Below are 12,887 nucleotides of genomic sequence, written 5' to 3'. Positions count from 1 at the left end.
GTGCAGACAATCACTTGGGCAATGACCGGAGGCATTGCCTTTATCTTGCATTCCCTTCTCCTCCTTCCCCCACCCCACCAGGCTCAAAAAAAGGGAGAAGCAGCGCCCGACCGACGCCGCTCCTCCCTGGCCACATTCGCCTGCGTCAATGCGCATCCGCGAACGCCTCCCGCGCTGCCTTGGCGCTGCGGAATGTCCGCCGGCCCATCAGACCGTGCGGCACCCCATCGCCATCGACGATGCTCACCGCGACGAACCAGCGCCCGTCGAGCCGCCCGCAGATTGCCACCCGATCGAGCTCGAAGTCCTCTTCGTCCTCCCCGTCGAAAGCCCCGAGCCAGCGTTCTTCGGCCCGCGCCTCCCACAGGAATTCGCTTTCCTCCGCCTCGAGAAACCGCTGCGCCAAAGCCTCGCCCGCGCCCCTTCCGAACTCGATCTCCAGCCCGGTAATCAGCCGCTCCATGACCCGGTCCGACGCCGCGCCGATGCTCTGGAAATACGCCATGATCTGTCTCCTCGACCTCGCGTTCTCACCATTGAGAACATGCATGTGGAGACGGGTGGCGGAGCGGCTGTCAGGGCCGCTGGAGCGCAAGCGGAAGCGCCGCGAAGCGGACGTGGGGGGAACCGATTTTCGCAGAAAATTGGGGGGCACCCGCGGGCCTTGATAGCCGCTTCGCCGCCCGTCATGCTCGGACATATCGAGACGAGCCCCTCCCCCGCCCGCGATCATTCTCTGCCCTTGCGGACCGCGAACAGCCCGCTTTCCGCCGGCACTGGAGCTGGTGTTTGTGGCGCGGACTGGAGGTCGCGGCGCAACGCGAACAGCAGCTGGCGCGGCGGACTGTCGGCGGCGATGGCCAGTGCCGCTGGCCGCCCGGTCACCGCCGCCAGATAACCGACGGTCTCGGCCGTCAGCGTCGATCGGCGGGCAAGATAGGCGGCGTAGCGGCCCGGCCCGGCATTGTAGGCAGCGAAGCAGCCGGGATAGCCGAACCGGTCGTACATCGCGCGCAGATAGGCGGTGCCGGCCAGGATATTGTCGCGCGGCTGATCGGGATCGGTGCCGAGCCCATGGGCCTCGCGCATCGCCGCCCAGGTGCCCGGCATCAGCTGCATCAGGCCGATCGCGCCCGCGCGGCTGCGAATCAGGCGGCCACCCAGATGCGTGTTGCCGCCGCTTTCGGCGCGCATCACCCGCACGATCCACGTCTGCCGGATGCCGAACCGGACCGATGCCTCGGCGATAAACGGCTGCCAACGGAGCACGCGGTCGACCACGGGCGCCGGCGCTTGCTGGGCGAGGACCGGTAGCGGAATCGCTGCCACTGCGAGCGCGATGGCGAGCCTCAGCGCGCCCATAGCAGCCGCGCCTCCCCGACGATCGCCGAGGCCTGCGCAGCCCCGAAATAGCGCCCGTCGAACGACGCTGCGACGCCGGGAATGAGCAGCAGATAGTCGCCGTCGCGCAGGGTCCGGCAGCCGTTCCACCACGGCATCAGCCGGCCCTGGCCGTCGCGGCGGGCACGCTGGGCGGCGATATGACCATTGATCAGCACCGCGGTCCCGTGTCCGCAGATGCGGTCGCCGGGCACCGCCGCGACCTGCTTCACCAGCGGGACATTGGCGGGAAGATAGTGCCGCCGGGCGGCGAGCAGCCGCCACGGCTCGGGCGCCCAGGCGATGACGGTGGCGCCGCGCAAAGGCCGCGCGATCGGCCGCACCGCATAGAGCCCGCGCGGCATGCTGGCGCTGGCATTCCATACCAGATGCGGCGTCGGCGGCGCGATCACGCTGCATCCGACCGCGACGATCAGCACGCCGAGCGCGGCGGCGCGGCGCGCAATTCGGCGTCGGCGGGCACGGTCGCGGCGCAGCTGCGCCCCGAAATCGGCGATGGCGAGCAGCCCGGCCCGGCTCACTTGCCCGCCTCCCGCACGCCGTCGGCGCGCGCCTGCGACCACACCACCAGATCGTCGATATGATATTGGACCATATGCATGTGGCGGCGCGGAGTCGGGCCTTCGCCCTTGCCACGCAGCCGCTGCAAGGAGCGCTCGGAAATCCCGAGATAATGCGCTGCCTGCGCGGTGTTGAGATAGGGCGTGCCGTGCCGCGCGGCTTCGGCGCGGCGGATTTCATCGTCCATGCAAGTCTCCGGTGCTGCTGGCGGCGGCGGGCCGCGCTGAGGCTCCGGGACTTGGGCTACGGGCGGGCGCTGGCAGAGGCTCGAAGATCAGCCCCCGCAAAATCGAGCCCCCCGGCACCGGACAGGGCAACGGCCCCGCGCGTCGCCGCGCGGGGCCGTCCGTCCGTTCTCTTTCGGCCGGGCTCAGTCGGCCGGGTTCCAGATGATCGCGAAGGCATCCTCGTCGTCCTGGCCGGCGGCGCGGCCGAGATTGGCGTAGAGGGTGCGCGGCCCGAACTCCGGCGCGGCCATGGCGAGGCTGACATAATCCTTGCCCGAGCGCTCGCCGGTGCGGATCCAGCCGCCGCCGACCTCGCTGCCTTCGGCGAGCACCCGATAGTCGGGCTGATTCTCGCTGGTCTTGCCGCGGTTGGGGATGATCTCGATCTCGGCGCGGATCGAGAGGGTCTTGAGCTGGCCTTTGAAGCCTTCGCCGTTGCGGGTCACATAGCCGATTGCGGGCATGGGTCGTCTCCTTGTCTGCGCCAGCGACCTGTTCGCCGGCGACAGGCCGACCGTGGGCGAGCGCCATAGCCGGAACCCGAACCGGCACGGCCGGAGCGGCAGCGGAGGACCGGAGCCAAGGGCTTATTTGCGAGCGAAGCGGCCGCGAGGAGCGCGTGAAACGCGCGGGGAAATAAGTCCGCAGGCGATGGTTTCGGGGGACGGCGGCGCTGCCAGGTCATGGCCTTCAAGCCGTCGACGGGTCGCCCGTCGCAAAACTTGGACGACCACAATTCGCCTCGGCACCGACCCCCCAACGCAGCTTCGATCGGGACCAGAACCCTCTTCCGCGCGATCGGACATCGGACCGCACAGACCAGCAGCCCGCCGAATAGGTGACCGTCGGCAGCGAAATTTGTGCGGCCGGCCTGCGGAACAGGGCGTCTGGGGCATCTACGAAAGTGGACGCTGCTCGCACGCAGGCCGTCCGGTCCGCCACCTCGCGCCGTCCCTTGCGCGCGGGGCAGCGGGAGGCTTCAGGAGAAGTCATAGCAGGGCCGGCCATCATCCCCGACGGAGGGTGGCCGGCTTTGTCCGACGATGGCATCGTTCCCGGCTTGTTCTGCCCACACTATCGGCTAGAGTCCTGCGATGCGCGCCACAGCCCTTGCCCTCACCACCCTGCTCATCGTCGCCACGCCGGCATCCGCGCAGCGATCGGTGACCGGCACGATCCGCTACGTCACCGATGGCGATACGTTCCGGCTGGCGAGCGGCGAGCGAATCCGTATTGCCGGGATCGATGCCCCCGAGACCGACCCGCGCCAGGCCAAATGCCGGCTGGAAGTGACGCGCGGCAAGGCGGCGAACGCGGTGCTGGCGGGGCTGATCGAAGCGCGGAGCGTGACCATCACCCGGGTCGGCCGCAGCTACAACCGCACCGTCGCGACGGTGGCGGTTGGCGGCCGCGATCTGGCGCAAAGCCTGATTGCCGCGGGCGCGGCGAAGCCGTGGCCGCGCGGCCGACCCAAGCCCGACTGGTGCCGCGCCTGATGCGGAAACCCCGCGCCCGCGCATCTAGCGGGTCAAGCGAGACCGGATTAGACACAGCCCATGTCAGGAATATCAGGACACGGATTCGGGCGCGGCGCGCCACGAATTAGCACCCGCCGGATCGGCTGATCCGGCGCGCGTGATCGAGCCGCAGCGCGCGGCTCGCCGTTTCCCGATATCCTGAAGGTTTCTTATGTTCGACCTCGTGACGCACGCCCGGCGCGTGCGGCTCTCCGTCACTGCCGATCTCTGTCCGCAGATCACGCTGCGCATCCTCGGGCTGCTCGCGCAGCGCTCGATCATTCCCGTGACGATCGCCGTCACCCGCAGGCCGCGCAGCCTTGCGATGGTGGTGGTATTTGTACCTGCCGATGCGCAACAGAGCGCGGTGCTGCTGGCCAAGATCGAGGCGCTGGTCGGGGTCAGGCGCGCACGGCTGGCGCAAGCCTGAAGCGCCCGCCGCACCGGCCTGGGCCGGGCGGCGGGCGCGCCGATTTTTGCAGGTCCGGATGAAGGGCGGCGCATCGCGCCGCCCCTCTCCTTACGCTGCCAGCGGCAGCGGTTCGGGCACCGGATCGGGGTCCGGTCTGGCGATCTTCGCATAGGCCTGCACCGTGCCGACCCCGCCGCGCGTCGTGTAAGCGGAGGGCGGGAACGCCATCCAGCGCGGCACCCAGTTCTCGACCTTGGGCCGTCCATCAGCGCCGTCGAGATGCGCGCGGATGATCGCTTTGAGCGTCTTGCCCTTCTCGGCCTTGTTGGCGGCAGCGACGGTGTCGCCCGCGACCTCGGCGACCATCGCCAGCAGCACCTCGCGATCGCGCAGGCTTTCGAACAGCGCGTCATCGGCCTGCCAGTGGCGCGCCATATCGGTGCCGAGTTCGACGCCCAATGCCTCGACCACCGCGCTGCCGCTCGCCAGCGTCTCCCCCATCACCACCGCGACAATCTCCAGCACGATGGGATCGGGCAGTTCGATCAGCCGCGCGAACAATGTGGCGACCGACCAGTCATCGCCATTGCCGCCGGTGACCTGCGGGCTGTCGGCATCGGCCCCGAGCACCGCCAGCACCGCGCGTCGCGCGGTGTCGAACGCCGCTTCGGCGCTGCTGCTCTCGATGCTCTCGGCAATGGCCTCGGCCCGGATCGTGCGCGGGTCGGGCGACACCCGCCACAGATGCGAGCCGCCGATGGCGTGGGCGACCAGCAGCCTGAGCGCGAGACCGGGACGGGCGAGCAGATCGGCGCGCACCGCCGCATGGCGGTGGAGATCGACATAGGTTTGCAGGGTCGAACTGATCTCCGGACGCGGGGCTTTGGTGGTGGTTTCGGGGGTTTCGCCGCGCGCGAGTGCGCGGGCTTCCTTGGCGGTGACATAGCCTTCGTAGAAGCTGACCTCGCCGCTGGCGCGCTGCTCGACATAGACGCGCCCGCCCTTGCGCTTGCCCGCGCGCTCATATTCCCAGCTGTGAAAATAGGTGCCCGGCTCCAGCAGCACGACATCGCTCCAGCCCTCGGCGAGATAGGCCTCGCGGCGCGCTTCGATGGCGGCGCGCTGCGCCGCCCAGAAGCTTTCGGCATCGGCAAAATAGCCGCCCTCGCCGAACAGGTCGGCGACAACCGCGCCGCTGTAGCTGTCGAGATCGAACAGCGCATGGCCGACCGAAATCAAGGCCCCGCCGAACAGCCATGATTTCAACTGGTGACCGGTTGGACAGTACGCCTCCCTGCTGTCGTGGAGCGCGAGCCAAGCCTTTTGCTGGCTCTTGCTCGCCATGGTCAGGTGGCGGACAGTGGCGCGGTCGATGGCCTCTTGGCGGTAGAGGTCGCGGATACGCGGACTAAGATTGCCGAGCGCGAGGATGCGTCTGACCCCGAGTTCGGGCAGGTCGAAGGTCGTCGCGATATCGGCGACGCTGCGGCCTTCCTTGACCAGCCGCACGAAGCTTTCCCATTGCTGGACCTCGTCCGGATCGCGGCGCGCGACATTCTCGATGATCGACGCCTCGATGGCGGCGGCATCGTCGCCCTCGGCCAAGATACGGCACGGCAGCGGCTCGGCCTCGCCGGTTTCGGCGGCGACGAGGGCTGCGGCATGGAAGCGCCGCGCGCCCGCGACGATCTCATAATGATCGCCGTCGGTACCCTCGGGCGCGGCGCAGGGCCGCACCAGCAGGGTCTGGATCACGCCGCGCCGCCGCACCGTCGGCAGGATATCCGTCACATCGGGCGCTCTCTTGGCGTAGCGCATGTTGGTCTTGCTGATGCTCAACCGGTCGAGGGGGAGATAGATCAGAGTCATAGCAGTTACTCCACAGAATGCGGCGGATGCCCCACCGCGCGGCATCCGCCGTCAGGCGGCAGGATCGGGGTCCGGATTGTCGGGGTCCGGATCGATGGCGGGCGGCGTGGCCGCGCGCCGCAACAGGGTTTCGGCAAGGATGATCGATCCCGAGCGGCGCGCCCATGCTGCCCAGGTCGCGAGGCGATGGGTGGTGGTGAAGCCGAGATCGCGCTCGATGCCGAGGCCATAGGGCAGCCGCACCGAGGTGATTTCGCGCAGCGAAAATGGCCCCAGTTCCGGACAGCCGAAACCGAGATCGGCGAGGCCGAACAGGGTGTCGTCATCCGCGTCGAGTTCGGTTGCGAGCCATGTCGCCGCCCCGATCGGATTGAACAGCTTGAGGACGGGGAGCGCATCGGGTTCGGCGCGCCCGTCACGCTGCGCGGCGCGGCGGGCGATGGCATTGGCGCGCAGCTGGAAGCGCAAGGCGGGCGGGAGCAGGATCATGCCGCGATCCTTTCTGCGTCGGTGACCGCATCCGCCGCCGCAGCATCGCGCAGGGCGAGCAGGTAATCGGCGGCTTTCGTGGCGGCAGAGGCGGCGCGGAAGATCGCGCGGCTGTCGTGGAGCAGCAGGTCGAGCCATCCGGCGAGGTAATCGGCATGGCGCACGGTCGGGACTATGCCCAATGCGGCGCAGAGGAAGGCCGACCCCATTTCGGCGGCGAGTTCCTCGCGGGCATAGGCCTCCGAGCCGAACGCGCCGGTGAAGTCGCGCGCGAGCCGCGACCGGTGCCCGGTCCAGTGGGTCAGTTCGTGGAGCGCGGTGCGGTAGAAATTGATCTGATCGAAGAACGCCTGTTGCGGCGGGACCATCACGAAGTCGTGGCCGGGGGCGTAGAAAGCGCGCTCGCCCCCGATCCGGAAATCCGCGCCCGACGCCTCGATCAGCGCCTCGGCGACCGGCACGATCTCGCGGTCGGGCAAGGGCGCGGGGTCCGCCGCCAGCCCCCCACGCAGGCCCTCGCACTGCGCGACATTGAAGACGGTGAAGCGCTTGAGAAACGGAATGCCGCGCGCATCGTCGCCATCACGCGCGGCGCGTTCCTTCTCGGCGCCGGGAATGAAGCGGTCGGCATAGACGACGGTGACACCATGCTCGCCCTTGCGGACACAGCCCCCGGCACTCTGCGCCTGCCGGAAGGTCAGCCACGATTGGGTGGGGAAACCATGCTCGATGACTGCCGACCAGAGCAGCAGGATATTGACCCCGGAATAGGGCCGGGCGGTCAGCGCATTGCGGGGCAGGCCGGGCGCGATCCCCTCGCCGCCTGCCAGCGATCCCCAAGGCTGGACCCATGGGAAACGCCCGGATTCGAGCTCGGCGACGATGCGGCGGGTGACCTCGTCATAGAGCGAAGCGGCGGGCGCGGCAGCCGCAGCGCCCGCCCCCCGGTCGGCAGAAACGGCAGCACCCTTGCCCCGGGCGGAACGGCGGCGAACAGCAGACATGCGATATCCTCCTCACCTGCCCCGGCACGAAGCCTCCCCGGAAAGCGGGGGTGGGCGGCGAGGAAGCCCAGAGAGGCCCGCAGGGCGCGGGCACGGCACCCAAGGGGGCGCAGCGCAGCGGAGCAGGCGACCGCCAAGGGAGCCTTGCCGTGACCGCAAGCGGGCCTAGTCGGGCGCGCCGGCCATCCCCGGTTTCTCGAGGGAGGCCCACAACCACGCCGCTGCGCAGCAGCGTCCGCAGACCCCACTTCACCCCTTCCGCCAGCCGATCGTCACCGCCAGGCCGAGACGCCAACAGCGGCTCGGGGGCGCAGCCCTAGAGCGGCGGTCGCCGCAGGCGAGGCGCCGGCCCCTCTGGATGATTGCGGACTATTTCCGACAACGCGAGAGAGCAAGGTTCGTCACAGTCTCGGCAATGACCGATACGCGCAAGATCCTGAGTACCAATCTGCGTGTGCTTCGCGGTGCCCGGAAGAAGAGCCAGGAACTGCTGGCAGAAATCGCCGGGATCGATCGCAGCTTCATCAGCGATACCGAGAACGGCAAATACGGGATCTCGATCGACAAGCTAGAAAGCCTGGCCGGCGCTCTGGGCGTCGAACCCTGGGAATTGCTGCATCCCGACACGGCGAAGAAATACAAAGGCGACGCCGACTAGGTGAGCCAGGGCGCAGGCCCGGCGATCAGCGACCGGCGCGCACACGCGACCAGCCGCTGGACGCGCAGACGGAAGGACGGCGCGGCGACCCGCCAGCGCGCAGGCGGTACATCGAACAGGGCACCGGCGATCTCGCGCTGACCGGCACCGGCACGAAGGGCATCGCAGACGCGCAAGGCCAGCACCCAGCGATCGGCACGCGGCTCCCGCGCGAACAGCGAACCGCTAAACCGCCCGGTCCGCGCCACCACCGACAGCCGCCGCAAAGCCAGCACAGCAGGCTCGCCAAAAACCAGCCCATCGACAAAGAACCGCAACGGCACCGGACCGCCACCCAGCGTCCCGTCTGCGACATCCAGCCGCAACGACCGTAGCCCGTCGGACACCAGCCAATGCTCGACGCCGTCGGCGACCACCACCGACGCCGGCTCACCGAGCACACCGACATCGAAACACTCCCCCGCCCCGCCCACGACACAAGGCAGCACGGAGCGATAGACCGAAGCGGACCAAAGAGGCCGCGCCACCTGCGCGTCCATGCAAGGATCGACCGGCCCCAAGAGGCCTAACCCACCGAACCCAGCAGACCAGCCATCCCGATACGCCTCCGAGCGGCGCAGCCATTCCCAAGCAAATGCCGGACGCGCTGCGTTCAACAGCCAGGCATAGTCCCCGGCTTCCCGCCAGTCAGGCCAACCCTCACCACCACTAAAACCACCACCGGGAGCGGACGCCGGCACGGCGGCCGCTCCCGGCTAACCCCGTCGCCCTACCTGCTCAGCCGCCCAAGAGCCCGGCGCGCGCGGCGGCCTGTTGGCCGGCGACATAGTCGCCCAGCGCCGAGGTCTGCTCGTCGTTCAGGGCATCGGCCGGCGGCAGCCCGGCCAACCCGTCGCCCCACAACAGCTCGGACGGGCAGCGGCCCTCGACATTGCCGAGATTGGGGCGATGCTGGGCATAGCCGACCAGCGCCGCGAGTTCGGGCGAGAAGGTCCGCGCGATCGCAGGCGGATAGATGAGCCACTGGTTCTCGAACGGCTTGAGCCAGCCAAGACAATAGCTCACCACCAGGCCGCGGCGCGGCAGCGCGGTCATATTGGCGCCACCGCCATGCATCGTGCTCCCAAGGAACATCAGGACATCGCCCGGCGCCAGCTCGGGCGTCACCGCATCTGCCTCGTCGGCGACGCCACCCACCGCACCCAGATGACTGCCCGGCCACAGCCGGGTCGCGCCATTGGCGACGGTGAAGTCGGTCAGCGGCCACATGACGTTGATGAGATAGTCGAGCTCACCCTTGGGTCCGCCCCACATATCCTCGTCGCGATGCGGGTATTGCGCGAGCGCGCCGCCGTGGATCTCGATCGCCTGGGTCAGGTTCAAGCCCACGCGGTCGCACCAGGGTCCGAGCACGGCGTCAGCCAGACCCAGCGCCAGCGGATGCTGCACAAAAGCCTCAGCGACCGAAGACCGGCGCAGCATTGCGCCGAGCCGCTTGGTCGAACGGCCATAGAAATTGCCGTCGCAGAACGGTGCATCAGCCAGCGGGCCGTCGAGATCGGCATTGAGCGCCGCCACGGCGTCCACATCGATCGCGCCGCGCACGACGCAATAGCCCTCAGACCGCAGCGCGGCCAATGGAAGGTCGATATCGCTCATCGCCCCCTCCCTCACGCCGCGACAGCGACGGGGCGCAGCAGCCCCGGCGTGTAGATGCCGTTGGCCGCCAGCAAGTCCGGCGTCGCCGCATCGATCTCCAGCGCGAAGGCGCCGAGCGCCATGCCGCCGACCACGCGCACCGGCCCAAGCGCGCGCCCGCGCCAGCCCATCTCGAGCACGGCGTCGCGGAAGTCCGGCCGGACGAAGCCGACCAGCAGTGAAATGCCCGCATCGAGCGCATGGTCGACCATCGCGCTGATCAGGCGGTTGCGCACCACCAGCCGCTGCGCCGCAGGCAGACGCTGCGGCAGACACAATCGGGTGATCTCGAAGACATGCACCCCGCACGGCACCGGTCCATCGACCAACTCGCAGAACAGATCCGCCAGCAGATGCGGCATGACGGTCGGCAGCAGCCGCAGTGAGCCGCGATGCGCGCCGGTCTCGTCGACCTCGCGGACATAGACGGCGTCGGATCCGTCATACCCATCGATTTCGAACCGACCGCCGACGACCGGGACATCCCAGCGCATCAGGTCGACGAAGAGACGGCGGCGGTCTTCGAACATGGCGGCATCGGCCGCCAACGACAGGTCATAGCCTCGAGACAATTGGATCATGCGCAAGCTCCCGGAAATAAGGAGCCACACAACAATCAGGTCAGCAGGCGCAGGTCAGTTCACCCATATGGGGGGATTGGCAGCTATGCGTGCACTGCGCTTGATCCGCGCGATCGTGCCGAGGATTGGTCAGCTAGCAATCACTCGAACGGTGTCACGGTGACGGAGAAGTCGATGATGCCAAGCCGCAAAGCAGCCTCTATCAACTGCGCGCGGGTCACGACGTCGAGTTTCCGCATCGCTGCCTTCACATAGCTGTGCACGGTCTCGAGACCACAACCGATGATCATCGCGATGTCGGGGTCGATCTTACCGCGGGCGATCCAGCGTATGACCTCGCGTTCGCGCGGCGACAATGTCGGTAACAGGCTGCGACCATAGCCCATGATCCTCCGTGCCGCCTCGAAGGCAAGATGGCCGATGTCATCGGCAAGATGCTGGCGCGAGCGGCTGATCGACCTTGTCGAGCGGGTCGCGAAATTGATCGAGCCTTCGGGTTCGCCAGGCACGTTAGCGGGAACGGTGAAACCCTGCCGGATGCCGAAGCGGCGCGCCTCGTCCAATATCATCCTCTGGCCGGCGCTGAGCTGCGACGCCACCAGCGCGTCGCTCCAGAGGAAGCCCATCGACCCGCGCCGCGCGATCGCAAGGATCGGGTCAACAATAACCTCGCCGCGCGCGACCAGCTTGCGATCCCAGCCCTCGGGGTAGTTTTCGTAGCGTATAAGCCTTCCGCTCGCTCGGCGCAGACTGTTCGAGTGAAGGATCGCGACATAGTCGAAGCCGAGTTCTCGCGAGGCTTCCACGATCAATCGCGCGAGTTCTTCCTTCGTCTCGCAAGCCGAGGCGCGGTCACGAAATTCACGCAAGATCGATGGCGGCCGCCGCACCTGTCAGGCGCTCCCCGCTATCCAAAGTCAGGGTCCGGCGGGGGATCGACGCGCAAGGAAACGTCGCGCGATAGCGAAAGTTCTTGTAGAGTATTTCCTACAGTGCTAACAGGCAAATCAATTCCCATCGCAAGATGTCCCCCGATTACGGCAGCAGCATAGATACCTGGCGACGGGTTTTCCGGGTCAGATCGCGACCGAAAGTGCGTCCGTTTCTGATGTTCTGGTTGGGATAAGGCGTATTCGGATTGCGCCCTCCGGCTCGCCTTGGTCACGGTCTGGCTAGCAGCGAGGGTTTTCCGGCGAGCAACTAGTGCTTCACAATCCAGCCTCTGCCGCCGCTCAGTGGTCCACCTGCCGCCCAAGATAGGCCGTGGGAAATTCCGATTTCCCTGCCGGTTCGCCGATGCGGGCGCGGACGGAGTGCATTTCGCGCAGGACACCCAACACGTTTGTTCCCCTCCCGTTCTCCGCGTGGTAATGAGTCGGCATGGCCGCGGTGCGCAAGATCATCCATGTCGATATGGACGCGTTCTTCGCGAGCGTGGAGCAGCGCGACAATCCCGCGCTTCGCGGCCTGCCGGTCGCGGTCGGCCATGGCGAACGGCGCGGCGTGGTCGCCGCGGCGAGCTACGAGGCGAGGAAATTCGGGGTCCGCTCGGCCCTCCCCTCGGTCTCTGCGCTCAAACGCTGCCCCGACCTGATCTTCGTGCCGCCGCGCTTCGAGGTCTACCGCGCGGTGTCGCAGCAGATCCATCAGGTGTTCCAGGAGTTCACCGAACTGATCCAGCCCTTGTCCTTGGACGAGGCCTATCTCGACGTGACCGACGACCGCCCGCAAATCGGGAGCGCCTGGAAGACCGCGAAGGCCATTCGCAAGCGCATCCTCGAGGAGACCGGCCTCACCGCCTCGGCGGGCGTTTCGTACAACAAGTTCCTCGCCAAGCTGGCGAGCGACCAGAACAAGCCTGACGGGCAATTCGCAGTGACGCCCGACATGGGCGCGGCCTGGGTCGAGACCCTGCCGGTCAAGCGCTTCCACGGCGTCGGTCCGGTGACCGCGGCGAAGATGGAGCGGCTGGGAATCCTGACCGGCGCCGACCTCCGCGACAAATCGCTTGGCTTTCTGCAGCAGCATTTCGGCAGCTCGGCCGAATGGTATCACACGATCGCGCGCGGCATCGACGAGCGCCCGGTCGATCCTAACCGCGTGCGCAAATCGTCGGGGTCCGAGACGACGTTCGGCGAAGACCTGACCGACCCCACTGCCATTACCGCCCAGATCCTGCGCATGGCCGACGATGTCTGGGGTTGGTGCGAGACCAGGCAGAGGTTTGGGCGCACCGCGACGATCAAGATCAAGTTCGCCGATTTCCAGCAGATAACCCGCGCGCGCAGCATCACCGGCGCGATCCGCAGCCGCGACACGCTGCACGGCCTGGCGCGCGACCTCGCGAACAGCGTGCTGCCGGCGGAGAAGCCGATCCGGCTGGTCGGGGTGACGGTGTCGAATTTCGAGGATGCGAGCGTCGCGGCCGAGCCCGTGGCAGCGCTGCTTTGATGCTTCGCACAGACGCCCG

General features: G+C 67.9%; 16 protein-coding genes and 1 pseudogene. 4 read left to right on the top strand and 13 right to left on the bottom strand.

Features of this window, described 5'->3' with window-relative positions:
* Positions 1–145: 145 nt before the first annotated feature.
* The 5 genes from ASE50_RS14240 to ASE50_RS14220 form a co-directional block, all read right to left on the bottom strand.
* On the bottom strand, positions 146–505 hold the full coding sequence (locus ASE50_RS14240; protein WP_200909552.1) for a hypothetical protein: 360 nt from the start codon (positions 503–505) through the stop codon (positions 146–148).
* A 224-nt stretch (positions 506–729) separates the two neighbouring features.
* A complete protein-coding gene (locus ASE50_RS14235) occupies positions 730–1,362 on the bottom strand; it encodes a lytic transglycosylase domain-containing protein (protein ID WP_056401828.1) in 633 nt (210 codons plus the stop codon).
* The gene (locus tag ASE50_RS14230) at positions 1,350–1,922 is read right to left on the bottom strand and encodes a S26 family signal peptidase (protein WP_056401826.1); all 573 of its coding nucleotides are present in this window, start codon (positions 1,920–1,922) and stop codon (positions 1,350–1,352) included. The genes ASE50_RS14235 and ASE50_RS14230 overlap by 13 nt, the downstream gene beginning before the upstream one ends.
* Entirely contained in the window at positions 1,919–2,149 is a 231-nt protein-coding gene (locus tag ASE50_RS14225) for a helix-turn-helix domain-containing protein (protein ID WP_056401824.1), read from the bottom strand. Before ASE50_RS14225 ends, ASE50_RS14230 begins: the two co-directional genes overlap by 4 nt.
* Positions 2,150–2,332: 183 nt before the next feature.
* Positions 2,333–2,653 carry a DUF736 domain-containing protein gene (locus ASE50_RS14220; protein ID WP_056401822.1) on the bottom strand — a complete coding sequence of 107 codons (321 nt, stop codon included), beginning with the start codon at positions 2,651–2,653 and terminating at the stop codon, positions 2,333–2,335.
* 630 nt (positions 2,654–3,283) lie between these two features.
* Here ASE50_RS14220 and ASE50_RS14215 point away from each other — a divergent pair.
* Positions 3,284–3,685, top strand: coding sequence for a thermonuclease family protein (locus tag ASE50_RS14215; RefSeq protein WP_056401819.1), 402 nt, complete (start codon positions 3,284–3,286; stop codon positions 3,683–3,685).
* A gap of 193 nt (positions 3,686–3,878) precedes the next feature.
* Positions 3,879–4,136, top strand: a complete 258-nt coding sequence (locus tag ASE50_RS14210; RefSeq protein ID WP_056401816.1) for a hypothetical protein — start codon at positions 3,879–3,881, stop codon at positions 4,134–4,136.
* 90 nt (positions 4,137–4,226) lie between these two features.
* On the opposite strand, the gene ASE50_RS14205 is transcribed toward ASE50_RS14210, so the two are convergent.
* Genes ASE50_RS14205 through ASE50_RS14195 form a run of 3 tightly spaced genes read right to left on the bottom strand, consistent with a single transcriptional unit; the run spans position 4,227 to position 7,480 of the window.
* Positions 4,227–5,987 carry a ParB/RepB/Spo0J family partition protein gene (locus tag ASE50_RS14205; RefSeq protein WP_056401813.1) on the bottom strand — a complete coding sequence of 587 codons (1,761 nt, stop codon included), beginning with the start codon at positions 5,985–5,987 and terminating at the stop codon, positions 4,227–4,229.
* Between the two features lie 51 nt (positions 5,988–6,038).
* Complete coding sequence (locus tag ASE50_RS14200) at positions 6,039–6,476, bottom strand: DUF2958 domain-containing protein (RefSeq protein WP_056401810.1); 438 nt, start codon at positions 6,474–6,476, stop codon at positions 6,039–6,041.
* Positions 6,473–7,480, bottom strand: a complete 1,008-nt coding sequence (locus ASE50_RS14195; RefSeq protein ID WP_056401807.1) for an ArdC family protein — start codon at positions 7,478–7,480, stop codon at positions 6,473–6,475. The genes ASE50_RS14200 and ASE50_RS14195 overlap by 4 nt, the downstream gene beginning before the upstream one ends.
* Before the next feature lie 415 nt (positions 7,481–7,895).
* On the opposite strand from ASE50_RS14195, the gene ASE50_RS14190 reads away from it, so the two are divergent.
* On the top strand, positions 7,896–8,138 hold the full coding sequence (locus tag ASE50_RS14190) for a helix-turn-helix domain-containing protein (RefSeq protein WP_056401804.1): 243 nt from the start codon (positions 7,896–7,898) through the stop codon (positions 8,136–8,138).
* Here ASE50_RS14190 and ASE50_RS14185 read toward each other — a convergent pair.
* The 5 genes and pseudogenes from ASE50_RS14185 to ASE50_RS14170 all read right to left on the bottom strand — a co-directional run bounded on the left by ASE50_RS14185 (position 8,135) and on the right by ASE50_RS14170 (position 11,286).
* Positions 8,135–8,665, bottom strand: a complete 531-nt coding sequence (locus tag ASE50_RS14185; RefSeq protein ID WP_162236195.1) for a DNA -binding domain-containing protein — start codon at positions 8,663–8,665, stop codon at positions 8,135–8,137. The two genes, ASE50_RS14190 and ASE50_RS14185, sit on opposite strands and share 4 nt — an antisense overlap.
* A gap of 69 nt (positions 8,666–8,734) precedes the next feature.
* A pseudogene (locus ASE50_RS19765) lies at positions 8,735–8,878 on the bottom strand (transcriptional regulator domain-containing protein); the annotation flags it as partial.
* A gap of 37 nt (positions 8,879–8,915) precedes the next feature.
* Positions 8,916–9,797 (bottom strand): phytanoyl-CoA dioxygenase family protein, encoded by an 882-nt coding sequence (locus ASE50_RS14180; protein ID WP_056401798.1) that lies wholly within the window; start codon positions 9,795–9,797, stop codon positions 8,916–8,918.
* Between the two features lie 11 nt (positions 9,798–9,808).
* Positions 9,809–10,417, bottom strand: coding sequence for an acyl-homoserine-lactone synthase (locus ASE50_RS14175; RefSeq protein ID WP_056401794.1), 609 nt, complete (start codon positions 10,415–10,417; stop codon positions 9,809–9,811).
* Positions 10,418–10,557: 140 nt separating this feature from the next.
* A complete protein-coding gene (locus ASE50_RS14170; protein ID WP_162236194.1) occupies positions 10,558–11,286 on the bottom strand; it encodes a helix-turn-helix transcriptional regulator in 729 nt (242 codons plus the stop codon).
* A 511-nt stretch (positions 11,287–11,797) separates the two neighbouring features.
* Here ASE50_RS14170 and dinB point away from each other — a divergent pair.
* Positions 11,798–12,868 (top strand): DNA polymerase IV, encoded by a 1,071-nt coding sequence (gene dinB, locus ASE50_RS14165; protein WP_056401788.1) that lies wholly within the window; start codon positions 11,798–11,800, stop codon positions 12,866–12,868.
* Positions 12,869–12,887 lie beyond the last annotated feature (19 nt).

The sequence above is a fragment of the Sphingomonas sp. Leaf5 genome, from assembly GCF_001421155.1.
In the GTDB taxonomy this organism is placed as follows: domain Bacteria; phylum Pseudomonadota; class Alphaproteobacteria; order Sphingomonadales; family Sphingomonadaceae; genus Sphingomonas.
The sequence above is the reverse complement of the archived record's forward strand: the minus strand, read 5'-3'. Positions and strand labels throughout refer to the sequence as shown.

What these genes read in the sequence shown, in the direction of transcription:
- ASE50_RS14240 (WP_200909552.1), bottom strand. Translation starts at nt 505, where the DNA reads ATGGCGTATTTCCAGAGCATCGGCGCGGCGTCGGACCGGGTCATGGAG.
- ASE50_RS14235 (WP_056401828.1), bottom strand. Translation starts at nt 1,362, where the DNA reads ATGGGCGCGCTGAGGCTCGCCATCGCGCTCGCAGTGGCAGCGATTCCG.
- ASE50_RS14225 (WP_056401824.1), bottom strand. Translation starts at nt 2,149, where the DNA reads ATGGACGATGAAATCCGCCGCGCCGAAGCCGCGCGGCACGGCACGCCC.
- ASE50_RS14220 (WP_056401822.1), bottom strand. Translation starts at nt 2,653, where the DNA reads ATGCCCGCAATCGGCTATGTGACCCGCAACGGCGAAGGCTTCAAAGGC.
- ASE50_RS14215 (WP_056401819.1), top strand. Translation starts at nt 3,284, where the DNA reads ATGCGCGCCACAGCCCTTGCCCTCACCACCCTGCTCATCGTCGCCACG.
- ASE50_RS14210 (WP_056401816.1), top strand. Translation starts at nt 3,879, where the DNA reads ATGTTCGACCTCGTGACGCACGCCCGGCGCGTGCGGCTCTCCGTCACT.
- ASE50_RS14205 (WP_056401813.1), bottom strand. Translation starts at nt 5,987, where the DNA reads ATGACTCTGATCTATCTCCCCCTCGACCGGTTGAGCATCAGCAAGACC.
- ASE50_RS14200 (WP_056401810.1), bottom strand. Translation starts at nt 6,476, where the DNA reads ATGATCCTGCTCCCGCCCGCCTTGCGCTTCCAGCTGCGCGCCAATGCC.
- ASE50_RS14195 (WP_056401807.1), bottom strand. Translation starts at nt 7,480, where the DNA reads ATGTCTGCTGTTCGCCGCCGTTCCGCCCGGGGCAAGGGTGCTGCCGTT.
- ASE50_RS14190 (WP_056401804.1), top strand. Translation starts at nt 7,896, where the DNA reads ATGACCGATACGCGCAAGATCCTGAGTACCAATCTGCGTGTGCTTCGC.
- ASE50_RS14180 (WP_056401798.1), bottom strand. Translation starts at nt 9,797, where the DNA reads ATGAGCGATATCGACCTTCCATTGGCCGCGCTGCGGTCTGAGGGCTAT.
- ASE50_RS14175 (WP_056401794.1), bottom strand. Translation starts at nt 10,417, where the DNA reads ATGATCCAATTGTCTCGAGGCTATGACCTGTCGTTGGCGGCCGATGCC.
- dinB (WP_056401788.1), top strand. Translation starts at nt 11,798, where the DNA reads ATGGCCGCGGTGCGCAAGATCATCCATGTCGATATGGACGCGTTCTTC.